Raw genomic sequence first — 13955 nt, 5'->3', positions numbered from 1 at the left:
GCATGGTTCTCCTCGTGCTGTTGGTCTGCTCGCCTCTGGCTGGGCCGTGCCAGCGTACGACTGGACAGGCGGCACGACGCATACACGGCCACGACGGCTACGACGGCCACGGCGGCCACGGCGGCCACGGGAGGGACGCGCAGACAGTGGCAGCGGATCCGGACGAAGGACTCGACGAGGCCGGCTACATCACGACAGGCGTGGACCTCGCCAAGGTTTGCGCACCCTTCGATGCTGTGCTCGCGGAGGTATCGACAAGGATCAGGGCAGCCCTGCAACAAGAGCTACACGGCCTCTACCTCTACGGGAGCGTGGCTACTGGCCTGGCCGTACCACCTGGCTCAGACGTGGATTTGCTGGCCGTGGTCACCACTGAACGCGCGATCGACATGTGCCACCACCTCACCGAGGACCTCACCAATCAGTATCGCTCCACTGTGAGGGACGTCGCGATCGGAGCCGGCTCGCTGGAGAGCTTCCTTGCCCCAACACAGGCAGCAAAGGCTAACCGTTGCTTCCTCAAGCACTACTGCGTCTGCATCGCCGGAGTCGATCTCCGGACAGACCTTCCAAGGTGCCAGCCAGACAAGGACCTCGCACGCGAGTTCGTCGGCGATCTGGAAGGCATGATCGCCGGCTTTCGGCAACGCCTGCAGGACACCACGTCACCAAACGACGTCGAGGAGGTGGCCGCATCGGTGGGTCGCAGGCTCCTCATGGCTGCGGCAGTGCTGTACTCCATCACCGACCGAAGGTGGACGACAGCACGCACGGCCGGCGCCAGAATGCTCACCCAGCATCATCCCGAATATGCCGAGTACGCCAGCCAGGCTCTTGCGTGGATCGGCGCACCGTACCGTCCCGCTGGCGTGGCCCCGGCCATTCCTGGTCCCAGCCGCAGGAATGTCGAGACAGTTCTCAACGAACTCGGTGCGTTGGTTATCCGCGATATCAGGAACCACCTTGCCGGTGAGTGAGGGTAGTTCGGCGGCTACATGCGTTCGATCCGACCGAGCCGCGTATAGCTACGATGGTCTCGCCGGCGTTATTTGCGGACGCACCCCAAGCGGGCACCAAGGGTTGGCGGACTTCGACACCACGGTGGACAGGCCGGCCGATATGCAATCGTTCGTGCTAACTTACCGTTCGTGCAGGCTTACCCAGGTGAGGCGCATGGCAACTTGGTCGAGATTGTTGCCCAAGCCGAAGGTCGATCCGTATGAACACGATCGTCCAACTCCAGGTCAATCTATTCTGCGAGAACGTCGAGAGTTGCCTGTCCTTCTACGGCCGACTGGGCCTTCCCGAAATGTTCCGCTTTCCGACCACCGGGGCGATCGAGCATGCCGGCTCCGGTACGCCTGGGTCCGAGACCCCGACGGTCACCAGGTGAAGATCGTCCGGCCCCGCTAACCGGTGCGCCCCCGCTGGTCCGGGCTGAGCTACGCCGGCTCGACGCGGCGGCGCACCACGGTGCACCGCTCGTGTTTCTCCACGAACTCGAACTTGTGCGCGTCGAACAGCGATCTTGGGCCGCGCCAGTTGTCCTCGTCGGCGTTCTCCTGGTCGTTGAACGGATACGCCTCGACCCAGGCCATCCCCCTCGCCGGCGCGTCGGCGAGGACCCGTTGGAGCAGGCTGCCTACGAGCCCATGACCCCGGTATGGCGGTGCGATCCCGAAGCACGAGAGGGAAATCACGTCGCGGTCGGGAGGGTTGGCGCCTTCGCCGACCCTGTACATGGAGCACTCCACTCGCGTCGAGGCATTGACCCAGCCGGCTGGCCTGTCGTCGGCGTAGGCGAGATAGCCGAATACTCGTCCGCTCTCGAGGAGGCTGATCATCAGCTCCCGATTCTGCCTCCACGGTCGTAGTTCGCCCCCACGTTCCTGGCCGCGTTCGAACACGTGTGGCCCGCTGCAGTAGCACACAGCGTCGACGGGGTTGCCGGCGAATGCGTCATGGTCGAAGAAGGCGAGCCAGTCGGGGATACGCGAGGCCGAGACCGGTTGGATGGTCACGGTGCCGATGGTGTCGAGGCGCTCCGTCGATCCGGTGAGACGTTGCGTCGCTTCGGCGAAGTTGCGGATGGCCATCTCGGGGAACGGCCAGTCCGGGTGTTGTGAGCGGGCGTGCGCAACGTAGGCATCGCTGAACGCCTTGAGGTCGAGCCCCTCCACGAGGGCCGAACACCCGTTGCACCGAAGGCTGTGGTTCGCCGGCATGCTCAGCACCTCCGTCGTTGGCGTGTGACCCAACCTAGACGGCATCGGCGCCAGGATCTGTCCTCTATTCCGAAGCGTGACCGCGTGGGGGAGCCGCTGGTTCGGCGGCGGCCGGTGCGAGCCAGTGAACTAACGTGAGTGCGTGAGCATCGAGGTCAAGCCTGCGACCGCGGCGCGGTTCGACGACGTAGCGATCATGCTCGGTCCCAAGAATCCCGATTCTTCGGTGTGTTGGTGTCTCAGTCACCGGCTTGACTCGAAGACCAACCGCGAGCTGGTCGGGCGCGCACGGGGAGATCACGTCAGGTAGCTGTGCTCCCGCAAGGTCGCACCGGGTGTCCTGGGCTACGAGGACGGCGAAGTCGTCGGGTGGGCCGCTGTCGCACCTCGAGCGGAGCTTCCGTTCGCGCGCTCGAGGAAGATCCCGCACGTCGACGAGTTGCCCGTCTGGTCGGTGTGGTGCATCCGCGTGCGTCCCGGCCACCGCGGCAAGGGCATCTCCCACGTCCTGCTCGACGGCGCTGTGGCGTACGCGCGGTCATGTCGTGCGCCCGCGATCGAGGGATGTCCGGTCGACAACAAGGGAGAGAAGGACAATGAGAGGGATCAGGCAGGTACGGGCGGCGAGCGCTTCTGACGGCAATGAACGTGACGGGCTATAGTGACTGAGCGGCGAAGGCTTCCGACCGATTGAGCCAAGCGCTCTCGATCTTCTGCCGTTCCTCTCAGGTCACAGACCACCTAGGCGTACACGGATCGCCCCACCCATTTCGCCACCTCACGAATTCGTTCACATCCGCGACAAGGAATCAACCATGCCCAGATACATCCTCACTGGCACGCCGGGCGCAGGAAAAACAGCGCTACTGCGCGGGCTGGAGGCCAACGGACAGGCCGTAGTCGAAGAAGCGGCAACGGACGTCATAGCCCTACGGCAGTCACTCGGCGACGACGAACCATCGAAGGACCCAAGCTTCATCGATGCGATCGTTGACCTGCAACGCCAGCGGGAGAGCCGTGCGCGAGCCGCGGACGCGGACGTCATCTACTTTGACCGCTCACCCATCTGCACCCTGGCATTGAGCCGTTACCTACGGTTCCCGACATCGCCCCGTCTGGCTGCTGAGATCGACCGGATTGTTCAACACGCCGTCTATTCAGCAACCGTCTTCTTCGTCCGGAACCAGGGCAGCATCCAGCCGACAGCAGCCAGACGGATCACCTTCGAGGGCTCCTTGACCTTCGAGCGGCTGCATGAGGACACCTATCGCCAGTTGGGGTTCGAGCTCGTCGAGGTACCTGCCGGCCCGTTGGTCCAGCGCATCGCACTCGTTCAGCAAACCGTGGAGCAACTCCAACGCAATAGCTCCAGCGCACAAGCAGGACTCCCTGAGGCCAGTAGAGAAGGCAGCTGACCCGGCATGCGCGTCATGGCAACGTGGCACCGCTCTCAGCGTCGGGTCGTGACCCGCTAGCGTGCTCCGATGCTGTGGTCACGCCGCTCTTGGCGGGCAGGATGCATGTTCGTCATCGCGACGCTCGTTCTCGGCTGCGGCGCTTGGGGGCAACGCCCAGATCACATCGCCGACTTCTCCCGAATGTGCGACGGCCGCCGCGCCTTCAGCCAGGCCGCCCCGTATCGTGGCCCCGGTCCCCATCCGGCGAAGGCGGGCACACCGTCACCGTCTATCAGGGCCGCCACCAGGTCGACGTCTACGTCGTACGCACCGGTCGCTTGGTGGCCTCGTTGACCATCAACGGTAGTCCTGATGCGGGCTCCTGCTCGGACTGGATTCTCGTCGACTCCGACGAGCCCACGGTCAGGAGTTACGAGACCGGTCTCGACCAGGAGGACTAGGCTGCCCGCCTGCGGGTGCAGGTCGGCTTGGTGTTCGATGTCTGGGTGGGTCATGGACCTTTGGAGCTTCTGCGTGCTGCGGTGGAGCGTGCCCGAGCGCTGACCTGTGCTCGGCCGGCCACGGGACGGACCCACGACGCCGCGGACGAGATCCTGGGCACCTTTGCTACCGACAGTGCGCTCGGTTTCGACCCCTTTCCCCTCCTGCGAGCACTGAACCGGGCCGGGGCACGGACCGTGGTGATCGGACAGGTCGCGGGGATTCTGCACGGGTCGGTCGAGCTGACCGGAGATCTCGACCTGTTGTGGGACGGGGATCCGTCGCAGGCTGAAGCTCTGTCGGCTGCCTTTGACGCCGCGGGCTGCCACCTGCTTGACGATGACGGAGTGCCTGTCGCGCTCGGGCCGGAAGCCTTCCTCCAACCCAAGGTCCAGTTCGAGTCGCCGCAGGCGAGCGGTGACTGCTGCACTCCGGCTCTGCCCTGGGGTGCGCTGCCGGTCCGGGACTTCCTCGGCCGTGCGTTGACCGCGTCCGGCGCGGACGGCCTCGAGGTCTGCTACCTGCGCCGGGAGGATCTCGTTCTCATGCGCCGAGCGGTCGGACGTCCGAAGGACCTGCGACGGGCAGACGAACTCGAGCGCCTGCGAGACAGGTAGGGCTCGAAGCCTGAGTACGCGTGGAACGCCGTCACCGGTCGCGGCCGTTCGCGGAAGACCCGCTGGCGCGTACGTCGCGCCTGGGGGATCGTGACTGAGCGGCCTTGCCTCCCGGCCGGCACACCTGCAGTGAACGGAGCATCGAACACACATGTTGAATCCCGAGGTCGCACCAGGGCCGTTCACCGACCTTGATCGGTTTGTGTTCGAGTCGTGGGGATACCTGGTGATCCCCGACGTACTGTCCGCCGACGAGGCCGCGGACTGCTACGACGCCTCACAGCGGCTACACGCCGCACGGGACCGGGAGTTCGGGCAGATCGGGCGCGGATACGAGACCGAGCCGTGTCTCGAGCGGTTGATCGACCATCCGGCGGTCCTGCCGAAGGTCCGCGGCCTGTTCGGCGACCGGTTCATCCTGCAGGCCAGCTGGAACACGATGCAGCCGGCACACGGTGGAGTGGGTGGCTGGCACCAGGACGGGTCGAGTGCGTACAACTTCAATCAGGTCGGATACCCGGTACCGCTGATCCAGTTGCGGGCATCGTTCCTGCTGACCGACCAGACCGAGCCGGGCACCGGCAACATGGAGCTGATCCCGGGCAGCCACCGCAGCCAGGTGCCGTTGCCGCCCGACATCCGAACGAACCGGGGTGACGTCCCGATCGGTCACGTGATCTGCGCGCCGATCGGTTCGGTGCTGTTGTTCCACAACGGGGTCTGGCACCGCACGTACCGCCACGACGGTGAGCGCGACCGCTATACGGCGCACTATGTCTACAGCCCTCCGTGGGTCCGGCCCGCCGACCGGTTCACCAACTCCGAGGCGTTCCTGGAACGTACGACCCCGATGTGCCGCGCCCTGATGGGCGAGTTCGATCGACCGGATGCCCCCTACGGCGCCAGCTACGAACCACTCCCGTTCGAATAGTTCGTAGGTACGCCCGGTTGGAGCCGACCGGCCGGGGCGTCACCTCATGGCGGCAGCGAGGTGCTTGGCGGAGCTGCCCCAGCCGGCGGGGTCGGCTCCACGTGGAACGCACTGCAAGGTGCGCAAGAGCATGAGAGGGTGCAGCCACGCTGCCTCGGTGGCCGAGAGCGGGCGTACCGACTGGTATCCCGCCACGAACGCCGCGTGGGTTTCCGGCGGTACCGGCCCCCAGCTCCTGTACTGCGTTCCGAGCATGACGGCCCCTCGGGCGATGTCGACCACGCAGTGATCGAGCGTGGCCTCCTCGAAGTCGAGGACACCGGCGACTCGGGACCCGCCGTAGAGGACGTTGGCGGAGCGGATGTCATTGTGGATGAGTTGGGTGGGCAGAACGTCGTCTGATTCCCGAGCAGCCAGGAATTGCCGGAGTACGTCGACGCCGGTCGCGGGATCGTCGCGGTTCCTGGACTCGATTCCATGGGTCATCCGCGCAACCATCGGCGCGGGCGGTTCCAGCGCACCGAGGGTCGTCAGGCGGTCGACGTCGGGATACTCGGCGAGCGCGAGATGCAACGCGGCCAGGACGGCACCGGCCGCCCGCACCTGCGTTGGCTCAGAGACGTCGAGGAGTGCACCGTCGACCTGTGGCAGGAGACCGAGTGACGCGCCGTCGATCTCGACCTGGCGCCTGCCGTCAATGGCCGGAAGGGGCGCGGCCACCGGAAGGCCACAGCCTTCCAGCCAGCCGGTGAGGCGGGCCAGCTCGGCCAGTCGAGGATGGAGCCCGGGTACGACCGACCACTTCGCGACCAGCCGGTGCGTGTCCGTCGTCAGCCACGCCAGTGCGTTGCCCGCGCTGATCACGAGACGCTCACAGGAGTTCACCCGGAAACCCCAGTGTTTCGCCAGTACGACGCCAAGCCACTGGCAGGCCTCTTCCGCATCGGTGAACCCGAAGCGCTGGCGAAGAGCATCGTGAGGATCGCTGGCTTCCCACAGCATCGCCAGCTCTGGCGGTTTCGTCGCGGACATGACCGAGAGTCCACCACAGGTCGGTGGCGATCCGCAGTGGAGGTCGCGTGCCGGGCGGGACGCCCTGCCGAGTTCTGCTGTCCGCCAACGGTCAGAGCGTTGCGTGGATGGGCACAGCCATGGCGGGACTCTCAGGGAGTCATTCGTTCGGCCGGTTGTCGGCTCGAGGGTCGGTGTGGGGCTTGTCGTGGCTCTCTTCTGGGCTTTTGGCTGGGTGCTTGCCTCCGCTCGCCTGCTCCCAGGCTGACAGTAACGCCGAGTAGGCGATCGGCACGAGAAACATCCACCAGCCGACGTCAGTCATCACGAACACCGCGATGCAGATGCACCACACGAGCGGCGTCAGCCCGGCGGCGAACGTGCGCACTGCCGCGGCTTTGCGAGAACGAACGGCCAGCCTGGCATCCGCCGGGCTCGGCTGGCCGGATGGGACGCCGCGACCGGTGCCCGGGGCCGGCGAGCGGCCGAGAAGGGGATGCGGCTCGGGGAGATCGACGAACAACTTCCTGATCTCACCCCTGGTGCGTGCCGAGATGATCTGTGAGGAGCGCTCGCTGTGCTCGTCGATGTCGAGGCGCCCCGCTGCCAGATGCTCGGCGAGCATGCGCAGCGCGTCGTCACGCTCGGCATCGCCGATACGCAACTCGTCCATCGACACCAATTGAGTGTGCCAGATGGTACGCCGAATCGTGGACCTGTTGCAGGACGTATCTCGGTGCGGTGGTCGCGCCAGGTCCGGAGAGGCACCGGGTGGTTCACCGCGGTGCCTCCCCGATGCCCCGACTGCGGTTTCGCGCTCGTACACGAGTACGGCAGTGCACGATTCCACCGGATGTCCCAGCCGGTGGGCGTGTGGCTGAGATGGGGCCGGAGGATCTGGACGGGAGTCGGCCGCCGCTGTCACTGTCGATTCATGACCGTGCTGTGGGTGTCCGCGGGGATTCTGGTCGTCCTGGCTGTGTTGGGCTATCTCAACATGCGCCAGCGCAGGAAGCGCGAAATGCTGACCTGGGACTCCGGCAGCGAGCGGCTGCAGTCCAGGGGAGATTCGGAGTCACGGTATCCCCGGCCGCAGTACGGGTCATTCCCGTACTCCGGCGGTGGTGGCGGAGGCGACGGCGGTGGCGGTGGTGGCGGAGGCGACGGCTGAGCGCCGAAGCCCCGGCCTGGCTATCCCGCGTCGCGCCGTGGGTCTTCACGGACAAGTGTTCTGACCCACTCGGCGAGAGATGCTTCCGATCCTGTCAGTAGCGGTCCGGCATAGCCTCCCGACCTTCATCGCCTCGCTGCCTGCTCATCACCACGGTCGCGACAACGGCGATGATGCCCGCCACCATGAGAATCGCGCCCATCGCGTAGTCCTCGATGTAGGGCAGGTCGACGTGAACCGCCCAGGCAAGGACGGCGCCGACGGCGAAGAGCAGGATTCCGGTTCCCACGCCAGCTTCCGGACGTTCCGCTTTGAGAATCACCGACACGACGACAGAGGCGATTCCAGCGAGTACGAGGACGAGCCCGAGCGCGTCATCGCTGACGTACGGAAGGTCGATGTTGACCGCCCATGTCAAAGCGGCGCCGACAGCGATCAAGAAGATGCCTGTCCCGATTCCCATGGATCTCCTCCTGGTTGGATTGGTGAACCGATGCGAACCCCCCGTCACGCTGTGATTGCCGGAGTCGCCTTCCTACCGACCCTTTCGATGCCTGCCGCGTCCCGCGCGCACGACGGCGGGCTGTGCTTCCTCGGCCTGCGTCTCCAGCCTGGCACGTCGTACGAACTCATCCTCGGTACAGGCTTCCACCTCCGTGATGTGGCCGCCGAGTTGGTGCCGTGCCAGGTGCGTCGTGACCGTTTCGGCCGCTGCTATGACAGCACCCGGGAGACTGTTCGCATCCATGTGGACACTGACGGAGAGGTCCCCGGGCGGAGTGGTGTTCCCCACTGTCGCTCCGTATCCGATCTCCTTCTGCAACTGCTGGCAGATCTCGGGTGGAACGATCGGGTGACCGGTTTGAATGCTCAGGTCAATCCACCAGGTGGTCACTGGTTTCCCTCCCCTGGAAAACAGCAAAAAGGGCCCCACCTTCGGGACCCCGTTCGTGCGTGACGCACCATTGCGCCCGGTCGCTCACCGCGACGCTCCGCTTTGTGGTTTCGCGGTCGCACGGCGTACATCGATTGTTGTGCTGGTGCTCTGTGCAGCAGGCAAGCGGCCTAGGTGAAGTAACGCACGACGATAGAGCAGGTTACGCGATCCGGCCGCATTCAACGCGTGGTTGACGAAGTCGCGACGAAGGGCGTCCAGTGGCTCCACGCGGTCATGCGACCGCGGCGGGTCGTCGATCCAGCCGAAAGCCCTTGTCAGCGTCCAAGGCGGCCCCTGGCGACAGTCGTTCCCAGCCGTCGGTCAGAGGGCTGGTGGCAGCCGCCAACCGCGCGAGCACCTCCGAGCCGAATGGTTGCATCAGCAGGCCGGGGATCCCGGTGCTAAATCGACGAGCCGACCAGGGTCGCGCTCCTTGCCGCGCACTTCGGCCACCACATCAACGCCCGCGCGGCAGCGCCTGGCCGAGCTCTGCGAGGAGAAGCTCGAGGGACTGCCGTTCCTGGTCGGACGTACGACGTCGATCGTGGGTTACGGTCGAGCAATGTGGGCGTACCAGCTTGACGGGCCAGGCAGGATACGCGACGTCGACTGCGACCCGCCGAACCCGGCGGACCTGCGGCCGGGCGACCTCCTGCTCCGCTTCCTCGTCGGCGGCATCTGCGGCAGCGACGTACCCAAGTTCACCGGCGCCGCCCCGGCGGACGGCCACGACCAGCCGGGCCCGGGCTATCCGCTCCACGAGATCGTCGCGGAGGTGGTCGCGAGCGCGAGCGCGCGGTTTCGAGCCGGCGATCGTGTGGTGGGCGTCGCGCGGGGAGTACAGGGCCTGCGGGAGTACTCCGTCACGTCGGACTTCCTGGTGTGCGCCGTGCCTGACCAGTTGCCCGGTCAGTTGCCTGACCGGTTGCCTGACCTGCAGGCGATCGCGGCCCAGCCCCTCGCCACGGTCCTCAGTGCGGTCGACCGGGCACCCGACGTCGCCGGTCGTACCGTCGCGGTGCTCGGCCTCGGGCCGATCGGCCTGCTGTTCGCCCACGTACTGAAGGCCCGGGGGGCGCGGTCCGTCGTCGGGGTCGACCCGGTTGACCGGACCGAGGTGGCGGCCGACTACGGCCTGGACGAGTCGGTCGCGTCCACCGCGTCCGCGTGGGTTGCCGGGCTCGCCGACGACGACCGGGTGGATCTGTGTGTGGAGGCGGTCGGCCACCAGACCGCGACCCTCGCCGACGCGGTGCGCGCGGCGGCACCCGGCGGGCACGTGCTGGCGTTCGGGGTGGTCGACACCGAGGACCACGTGGTGCCGTTCAGGACGTTCTTCCGCAAGAACCTCTCGATGACAGCGGGTACGACGCCGCACGATCATTGGGTGCCCTACCTCGGCCGGGCGCTCGAGCTGCTCGCCGCGCGACCGCTGCCGGCGTACGTGACGCACGCCCTGCCGGTCACGGAGGCGCAGAAGGCGTACGACCTCGCCGCCACGCCGGCTCCCGGGCGGCTCAAGGTCGCCATGACCGCATGAGCCCGCCATCCTCGGTGCTCATGGCGGCCAGTCTCACAGGCATCTCGGGACCGAAGGGTGGTCAGGCTTCCGGCGGGATGATCCACACGTCGTCCGGGATCCGCTTCTCGAGCGCCTTGACCCGGGTGCCCAGCGCGCGGTCCGTGCCATCCCACACGACCAGCGCGCAGTCGGCCTGGGCGACGAGCCAGTCGTTGCGGCGGGCGATGACGCGGGCCGCCACCTGCGTGGACGTCGGCTTGTCCGGGGAGAACGTGAGGCTGGCCGAGGCCGCGTCCATCAGCTCCCGGAAGCTCACCCGGCGGGCCTGCGGCCACACCTCGTCGGGGTTGGGGAACGCGAGCACCGGGACGTACGGCACCCTCGCCCGCGCCGCCGCCTGCGCTCCGAGCTGCTCCGCGCCGAGACCGAGACCGGTGAGCACCACGAGGTCGGGATGCACGGCACGGAGCCCTGCGAGGATCTCGGTCAGCTTGCGGCCGACCTGGGCGGCGACAGGATTGTCGTCGTACCCACCGAGTTGTGGTGGCCGAGGCCCGAAGACGACCACCCGGTAGCCGGCCGGTGCGGCGAGACCGCTGACCGCCTTACCGGACGCGGCCGTGCTGCGCTTGCGTTCGGGCTTGTCGGGCGGTCCCAGCTCCGCCGGCGGGCGTGAACCCGACCGTCCCGCCTGGGTACGTGCCGCCTCGGCGGCGAGCCGGTCGACGAGGTCGTTCATCGCATCGCCGCTGTGGCCGCGTACCCACTGGAAGGTGAGCTTCCCGTTGCGGGCATGGAACAGCTCGACCAGTGGCCGCCACAGGTCCTGGTTCGCGACCGGCTGGCGGGCGGCGTTCGTCCAGCCCTTGCGTTCCCAGGAGGCGTACCAGCGCTTGTTGAAGCAGTTCACGACGTACAGCGAGTCACTGACAACGGTCAGCGGGCCGTCCAGCGCGCGTACCGCCGACAACGCGGCCATGAGTTCCATCCGCTGGTTGGTGGTCTTCGGGTCGGCACCGCTCGCATGTGCGCCGCCGGGCACGGCCCATGCCCAACCACCCGGGCCGTCCGGGTTCTGCAGACAGGCGCCATCTGTGTAGACGGTCGTGGGCATCCACCCAGCATCTCGTACCGCCGCCGACACAGATCAGCGGGTACGCATGTCGGTGGGATGAGCCACCGGGTCGCCGAGGTGTTGGGCGGGCCGGCGCAGTGGGTGCCGTGTGGGGGGTCGGAACGTGGGTTTCGCCAACAGCGTAAGGGATTTCGACCTCCACCCGTGCGGGGCCACTGGTTGCTGCAATGATCATTTTGGGCTTAGCCGAACGCATGAGCGACACGGGGGTGCGCGTCTCACCACTGCCGTAGGGGTTCACCGAGATGGTGCCCGGTCCCGGCTTGGCAGCTGCGTCGGCGCGGGTCGATCGTGATGCGTGTAACGGCTACGAGTTGGAGGAGCTGATCCGCGCGCGGCGGAGCTGATCTCCTCCCTGGAGGCGGCCTGTCTGGCCGATGCGGCCGCACTCGCCTATTGTCCGGCCGGTCTGGTCGATGGTCCGGCGGACCGATCAGCGGAGCCGGAGCCCCATGGTTCGGCCTTGTTGGAGCAGTTGTTGGGGTGGTCGGCCTATCACGCCGACTGGTACCTCGACCTCGCCCTGCTCCTGAGAACCATCCCCCGGACCCGTGCGGCTCTGGCTGCCGGTCAGCTCGAGCTCGCCGACGCTCGCGCGATCGCCGAACGGATCCGCGTTCTGGAAACCGCGGAGGAGCGGCGTGCGGTGGAGGACGCCCTGTTCCCGGACGTGTTGGGGCTGCGGGCGGGATTGTTGCGAATCCGGGTCGAAGCCGAAGTGCTCAAGATCAACCCGGAAGCAGCCGTACTCAGGCACAAGCGGGCTCGGGCCAACCGTGGTGTCGACGTGTATCCAGCGATCGACGGGGTGGCCGACCTGCGGCTGCACGGGATCCCTGCGGACCAGGCGGTCGAAGCGTACGCCTACCTGGACGCCATGGCACGATCGATGAAGTCCGCCGGCGACGAACGCACCCTGCCCCAACTTCGCGCCGACATCGCCGCCAGCCTGCTGTCCGGCCGCGCCGACATCACCACCTGTGGCAGTGGCGACGCCAGCCGGGCGGCCGCTGACGGTTCGAGTCCCGCCGGGAGCGACGCCACCGACACCGATCCGGGCTGTTCGCACACCGGCTGCGACCACGAGCATCATGACCGGTACTGCCCTTGCCCCGACTGCAAACCCGCCACGTACCGTCCCGATCCAGCCGGTTCGAGTGGCCCAGCCGGCCGCGACGGCAGAGCGGCCGGCTGGGCCGGCCGCGACGGCAGAGCGGCCGGCGACCAAGCCGGCCGCGACGACCAGGAAGCTGGCGGCGATGCCTGTTCCGGGCGGGACCAGGGCGTCACCGACGGCCAGCTGGATGGGCAGGAACACGCCGACCCGGCGGGTGGCTGGGACCACGCGGACCGGCAGTCGGCGGGGTTCCAGCGACCGCTGGTGCGGACCAGGGCGAAGATCCAACTCACCATCCCGCTCCTCGCCCTGCTCAACGTGTCGGGACAGCCCGCCGAACTCGGCGGCTACGGGCCGATCCTGCTCGAAACAGCCCGCCGGATCATGGCCAACCACCTGGACAACCCTGATGCCCTGTTCACGGTGGGGGTGACGCATCCGATCACCGGGCGATTACTGTCCCTTCACCCTGTCCCACGCAGGTTCCTCCGCGGACTCGCCGCAGAATTGGTCGAAGCCCTCAACCAACGCTGCGTCTGGCCAACGTGTCGCCGTCCGGCGAACACGTGCCAGCTCGATCACACCACCGACCATGCCGACGGCGGCGAGACTTCCATCGACAACAGCGGAACCATGTGCCCACGCCACCACGCCGTCAAGAGCGGAGCCGAGTGGAAGCTACAGCAGCCGACACCGGGGCATTTCACCTTCACCGACCCACGCGGACGCACCTACCGGACCGAACCACCACGCCTCACCGACCCCGACCCCCTCGCCGACGGCGACCCGCCACCGTTCTGACGAGCCGACCCAGCTGAGAGTCGGCTCGGACGATCGACGGACGGCGGTGCGAGCCCCCCGAGCACACCGGGCCAGGTGCGTGCGGACTCCGGGCACTTGCCGCGACGTACGCCGAGTGCGGCGGTCCGCGGGTTACTCCTCGGGGCCGGCCAGCAGGAACCTGGCAAGTACGAACACCAGCCAGAGCACCAGCGCGACCGCGGGCGTGGCCTGCACGGGTCCCGGCCAGCCGCGCGCTCCCATCCGCCGGATGAGGACGATGACACCCCAGCTCAGCACGAGGACGACGACCGCGGCCGGGACGATGATCAGGAGGGAGATCGCGAAATACCAGCCACCGGCGCGGACCGGGTCGGTTCCAGGGACCGAGAAGAATCCCCACGCCACCAGGCCCAGGACTCCGGCAAGGACAACGCCGACCAGGCCCGCCGCCCACAGGTAGCCGCGTCCGCCCGGAGCGGGATCGGGCAGGGGATTCAGGACTGTCGCATCGGATGTGGACGTCGACGTGGTTTCTCCGGCCATCGCGACCTCCTCGTCGGGCGGGTCTCGACCGACAGGTACCTGGTGCGCGGACGATAACCTCGGAA

Annotated in this window: 15 protein-coding genes; 9 read left to right on the top strand and 6 right to left on the bottom strand. The window is 67.3% G+C overall.

Annotated elements, in window-relative coordinates:
• The first annotated feature begins 200 nt into the window (after window positions 1-200).
• Window positions 201-977, top strand: coding sequence for a nucleotidyltransferase domain-containing protein (locus ABN034_RS13805; RefSeq protein WP_349691388.1), 777 nt, complete (start codon window positions 201-203; stop codon window positions 975-977).
• 242 nt (window positions 978-1219) lie between these two features.
• Window positions 1220-1393: a VOC family protein gene (locus ABN034_RS13800; protein ID WP_349691387.1), complete on the top strand. Its 174-nt coding sequence runs from the start codon at window positions 1220-1222 to the stop codon at window positions 1391-1393.
• Window positions 1394-1442: 49 nt separating this feature from the next.
• Here ABN034_RS13800 and ABN034_RS13795 read toward each other — a convergent pair whose 3' ends face one another.
• Window positions 1443-2225, bottom strand: coding sequence for a GNAT family N-acetyltransferase (locus ABN034_RS13795; RefSeq protein ID WP_349691386.1), 783 nt, complete (start codon window positions 2223-2225; stop codon window positions 1443-1445).
• A gap of 310 nt (window positions 2226-2535) precedes the next feature.
• On the opposite strand from ABN034_RS13795, the gene ABN034_RS13790 reads away from it, so the two are divergent.
• From ABN034_RS13790 to ABN034_RS13775, 4 genes are all read left to right on the top strand, one after another.
• The gene (locus tag ABN034_RS13790) at window positions 2536-2862 is read left to right on the top strand and encodes a GNAT family N-acetyltransferase (RefSeq protein ID WP_349691512.1); all 327 of its coding nucleotides are present in this window, start codon (window positions 2536-2538) and stop codon (window positions 2860-2862) included.
• A gap of 178 nt (window positions 2863-3040) precedes the next feature.
• Complete coding sequence (locus ABN034_RS13785) at window positions 3041-3640, top strand: ATP/GTP-binding protein (RefSeq protein WP_349691385.1); 600 nt, start codon at window positions 3041-3043, stop codon at window positions 3638-3640.
• Between the two features lie 488 nt (window positions 3641-4128).
• Window positions 4129-4740, top strand: coding sequence for a hypothetical protein (locus ABN034_RS13780; protein ID WP_349691384.1), 612 nt, complete (start codon window positions 4129-4131; stop codon window positions 4738-4740).
• 151 nt (window positions 4741-4891) lie between these two features.
• On the top strand, window positions 4892-5671 hold the full coding sequence (locus ABN034_RS13775) for a phytanoyl-CoA dioxygenase family protein (RefSeq protein WP_349691383.1): 780 nt from the start codon (window positions 4892-4894) through the stop codon (window positions 5669-5671).
• Window positions 5672-5710: 39 nt separating this feature from the next.
• Here the strand turns inward: ABN034_RS13775 and ABN034_RS13770 are convergent, their stop codons facing one another.
• Together ABN034_RS13770 and ABN034_RS13765 are read right to left on the bottom strand one after the other, a co-directional pair.
• Window positions 5711-6703, bottom strand: coding sequence for a phosphotransferase enzyme family protein (locus ABN034_RS13770; protein WP_349691382.1), 993 nt, complete (start codon window positions 6701-6703; stop codon window positions 5711-5713).
• A gap of 139 nt (window positions 6704-6842) precedes the next feature.
• Window positions 6843-7355: a DUF1707 SHOCT-like domain-containing protein gene (locus tag ABN034_RS13765; RefSeq protein WP_349691511.1), complete on the bottom strand. Its 513-nt coding sequence runs from the start codon at window positions 7353-7355 to the stop codon at window positions 6843-6845.
• Between the two features lie 261 nt (window positions 7356-7616).
• Here ABN034_RS13765 and ABN034_RS13760 point away from each other — a divergent pair, with 261 nt between their 5' ends.
• Window positions 7617-7853 (top strand): hypothetical protein, encoded by a 237-nt coding sequence (locus tag ABN034_RS13760; RefSeq protein ID WP_349691381.1) that lies wholly within the window; start codon window positions 7617-7619, stop codon window positions 7851-7853.
• 94 nt (window positions 7854-7947) lie between these two features.
• Here ABN034_RS13760 and ABN034_RS13755 read toward each other — a convergent pair whose 3' ends face one another.
• Window positions 7948-8316 carry a hypothetical protein gene (locus ABN034_RS13755; protein ID WP_349691380.1) on the bottom strand — a complete coding sequence of 123 codons (369 nt, stop codon included), beginning with the start codon at window positions 8314-8316 and terminating at the stop codon, window positions 7948-7950.
• A gap of 907 nt (window positions 8317-9223) precedes the next feature.
• Between ABN034_RS13755 and ABN034_RS13750 the strand changes: the two genes are divergently transcribed.
• On the top strand, window positions 9224-10330 hold the full coding sequence (locus tag ABN034_RS13750) for a zinc-dependent alcohol dehydrogenase (RefSeq protein WP_349691379.1): 1107 nt from the start codon (window positions 9224-9226) through the stop codon (window positions 10328-10330).
• Window positions 10331-10391: 61 nt separating this feature from the next.
• On the opposite strand, the gene ABN034_RS13745 is transcribed toward ABN034_RS13750, so the two are convergent.
• On the bottom strand, window positions 10392-11426 hold the full coding sequence (locus ABN034_RS13745; RefSeq protein ID WP_349691378.1) for a ribonuclease H family protein: 1035 nt from the start codon (window positions 11424-11426) through the stop codon (window positions 10392-10394).
• Window positions 11427-11910: 484 nt separating this feature from the next.
• Here ABN034_RS13745 and ABN034_RS13740 point away from each other — a divergent pair, with 484 nt between their 5' ends.
• On the top strand, window positions 11911-13365 hold the full coding sequence (locus tag ABN034_RS13740) for an HNH endonuclease signature motif containing protein (RefSeq protein WP_349691377.1): 1455 nt from the start codon (window positions 11911-11913) through the stop codon (window positions 13363-13365).
• Between the two features lie 132 nt (window positions 13366-13497).
• Here the strand turns inward: ABN034_RS13740 and ABN034_RS13735 are convergent, their stop codons facing one another.
• The gene (locus ABN034_RS13735) at window positions 13498-13890 is read right to left on the bottom strand and encodes a hypothetical protein (protein ID WP_349329964.1); all 393 of its coding nucleotides are present in this window, start codon (window positions 13888-13890) and stop codon (window positions 13498-13500) included.
• Window positions 13891-13955: the final 65 nt, after the last annotated feature.

It is taken from the genome of Actinopolymorpha sp. B11F2 (assembly GCF_040195635.1).
Lineage (GTDB): Bacteria > Actinomycetota > Actinomycetes > Propionibacteriales > Actinopolymorphaceae > Thermasporomyces.
This window is presented reverse-complemented; position numbering and strand designations above follow the sequence as displayed.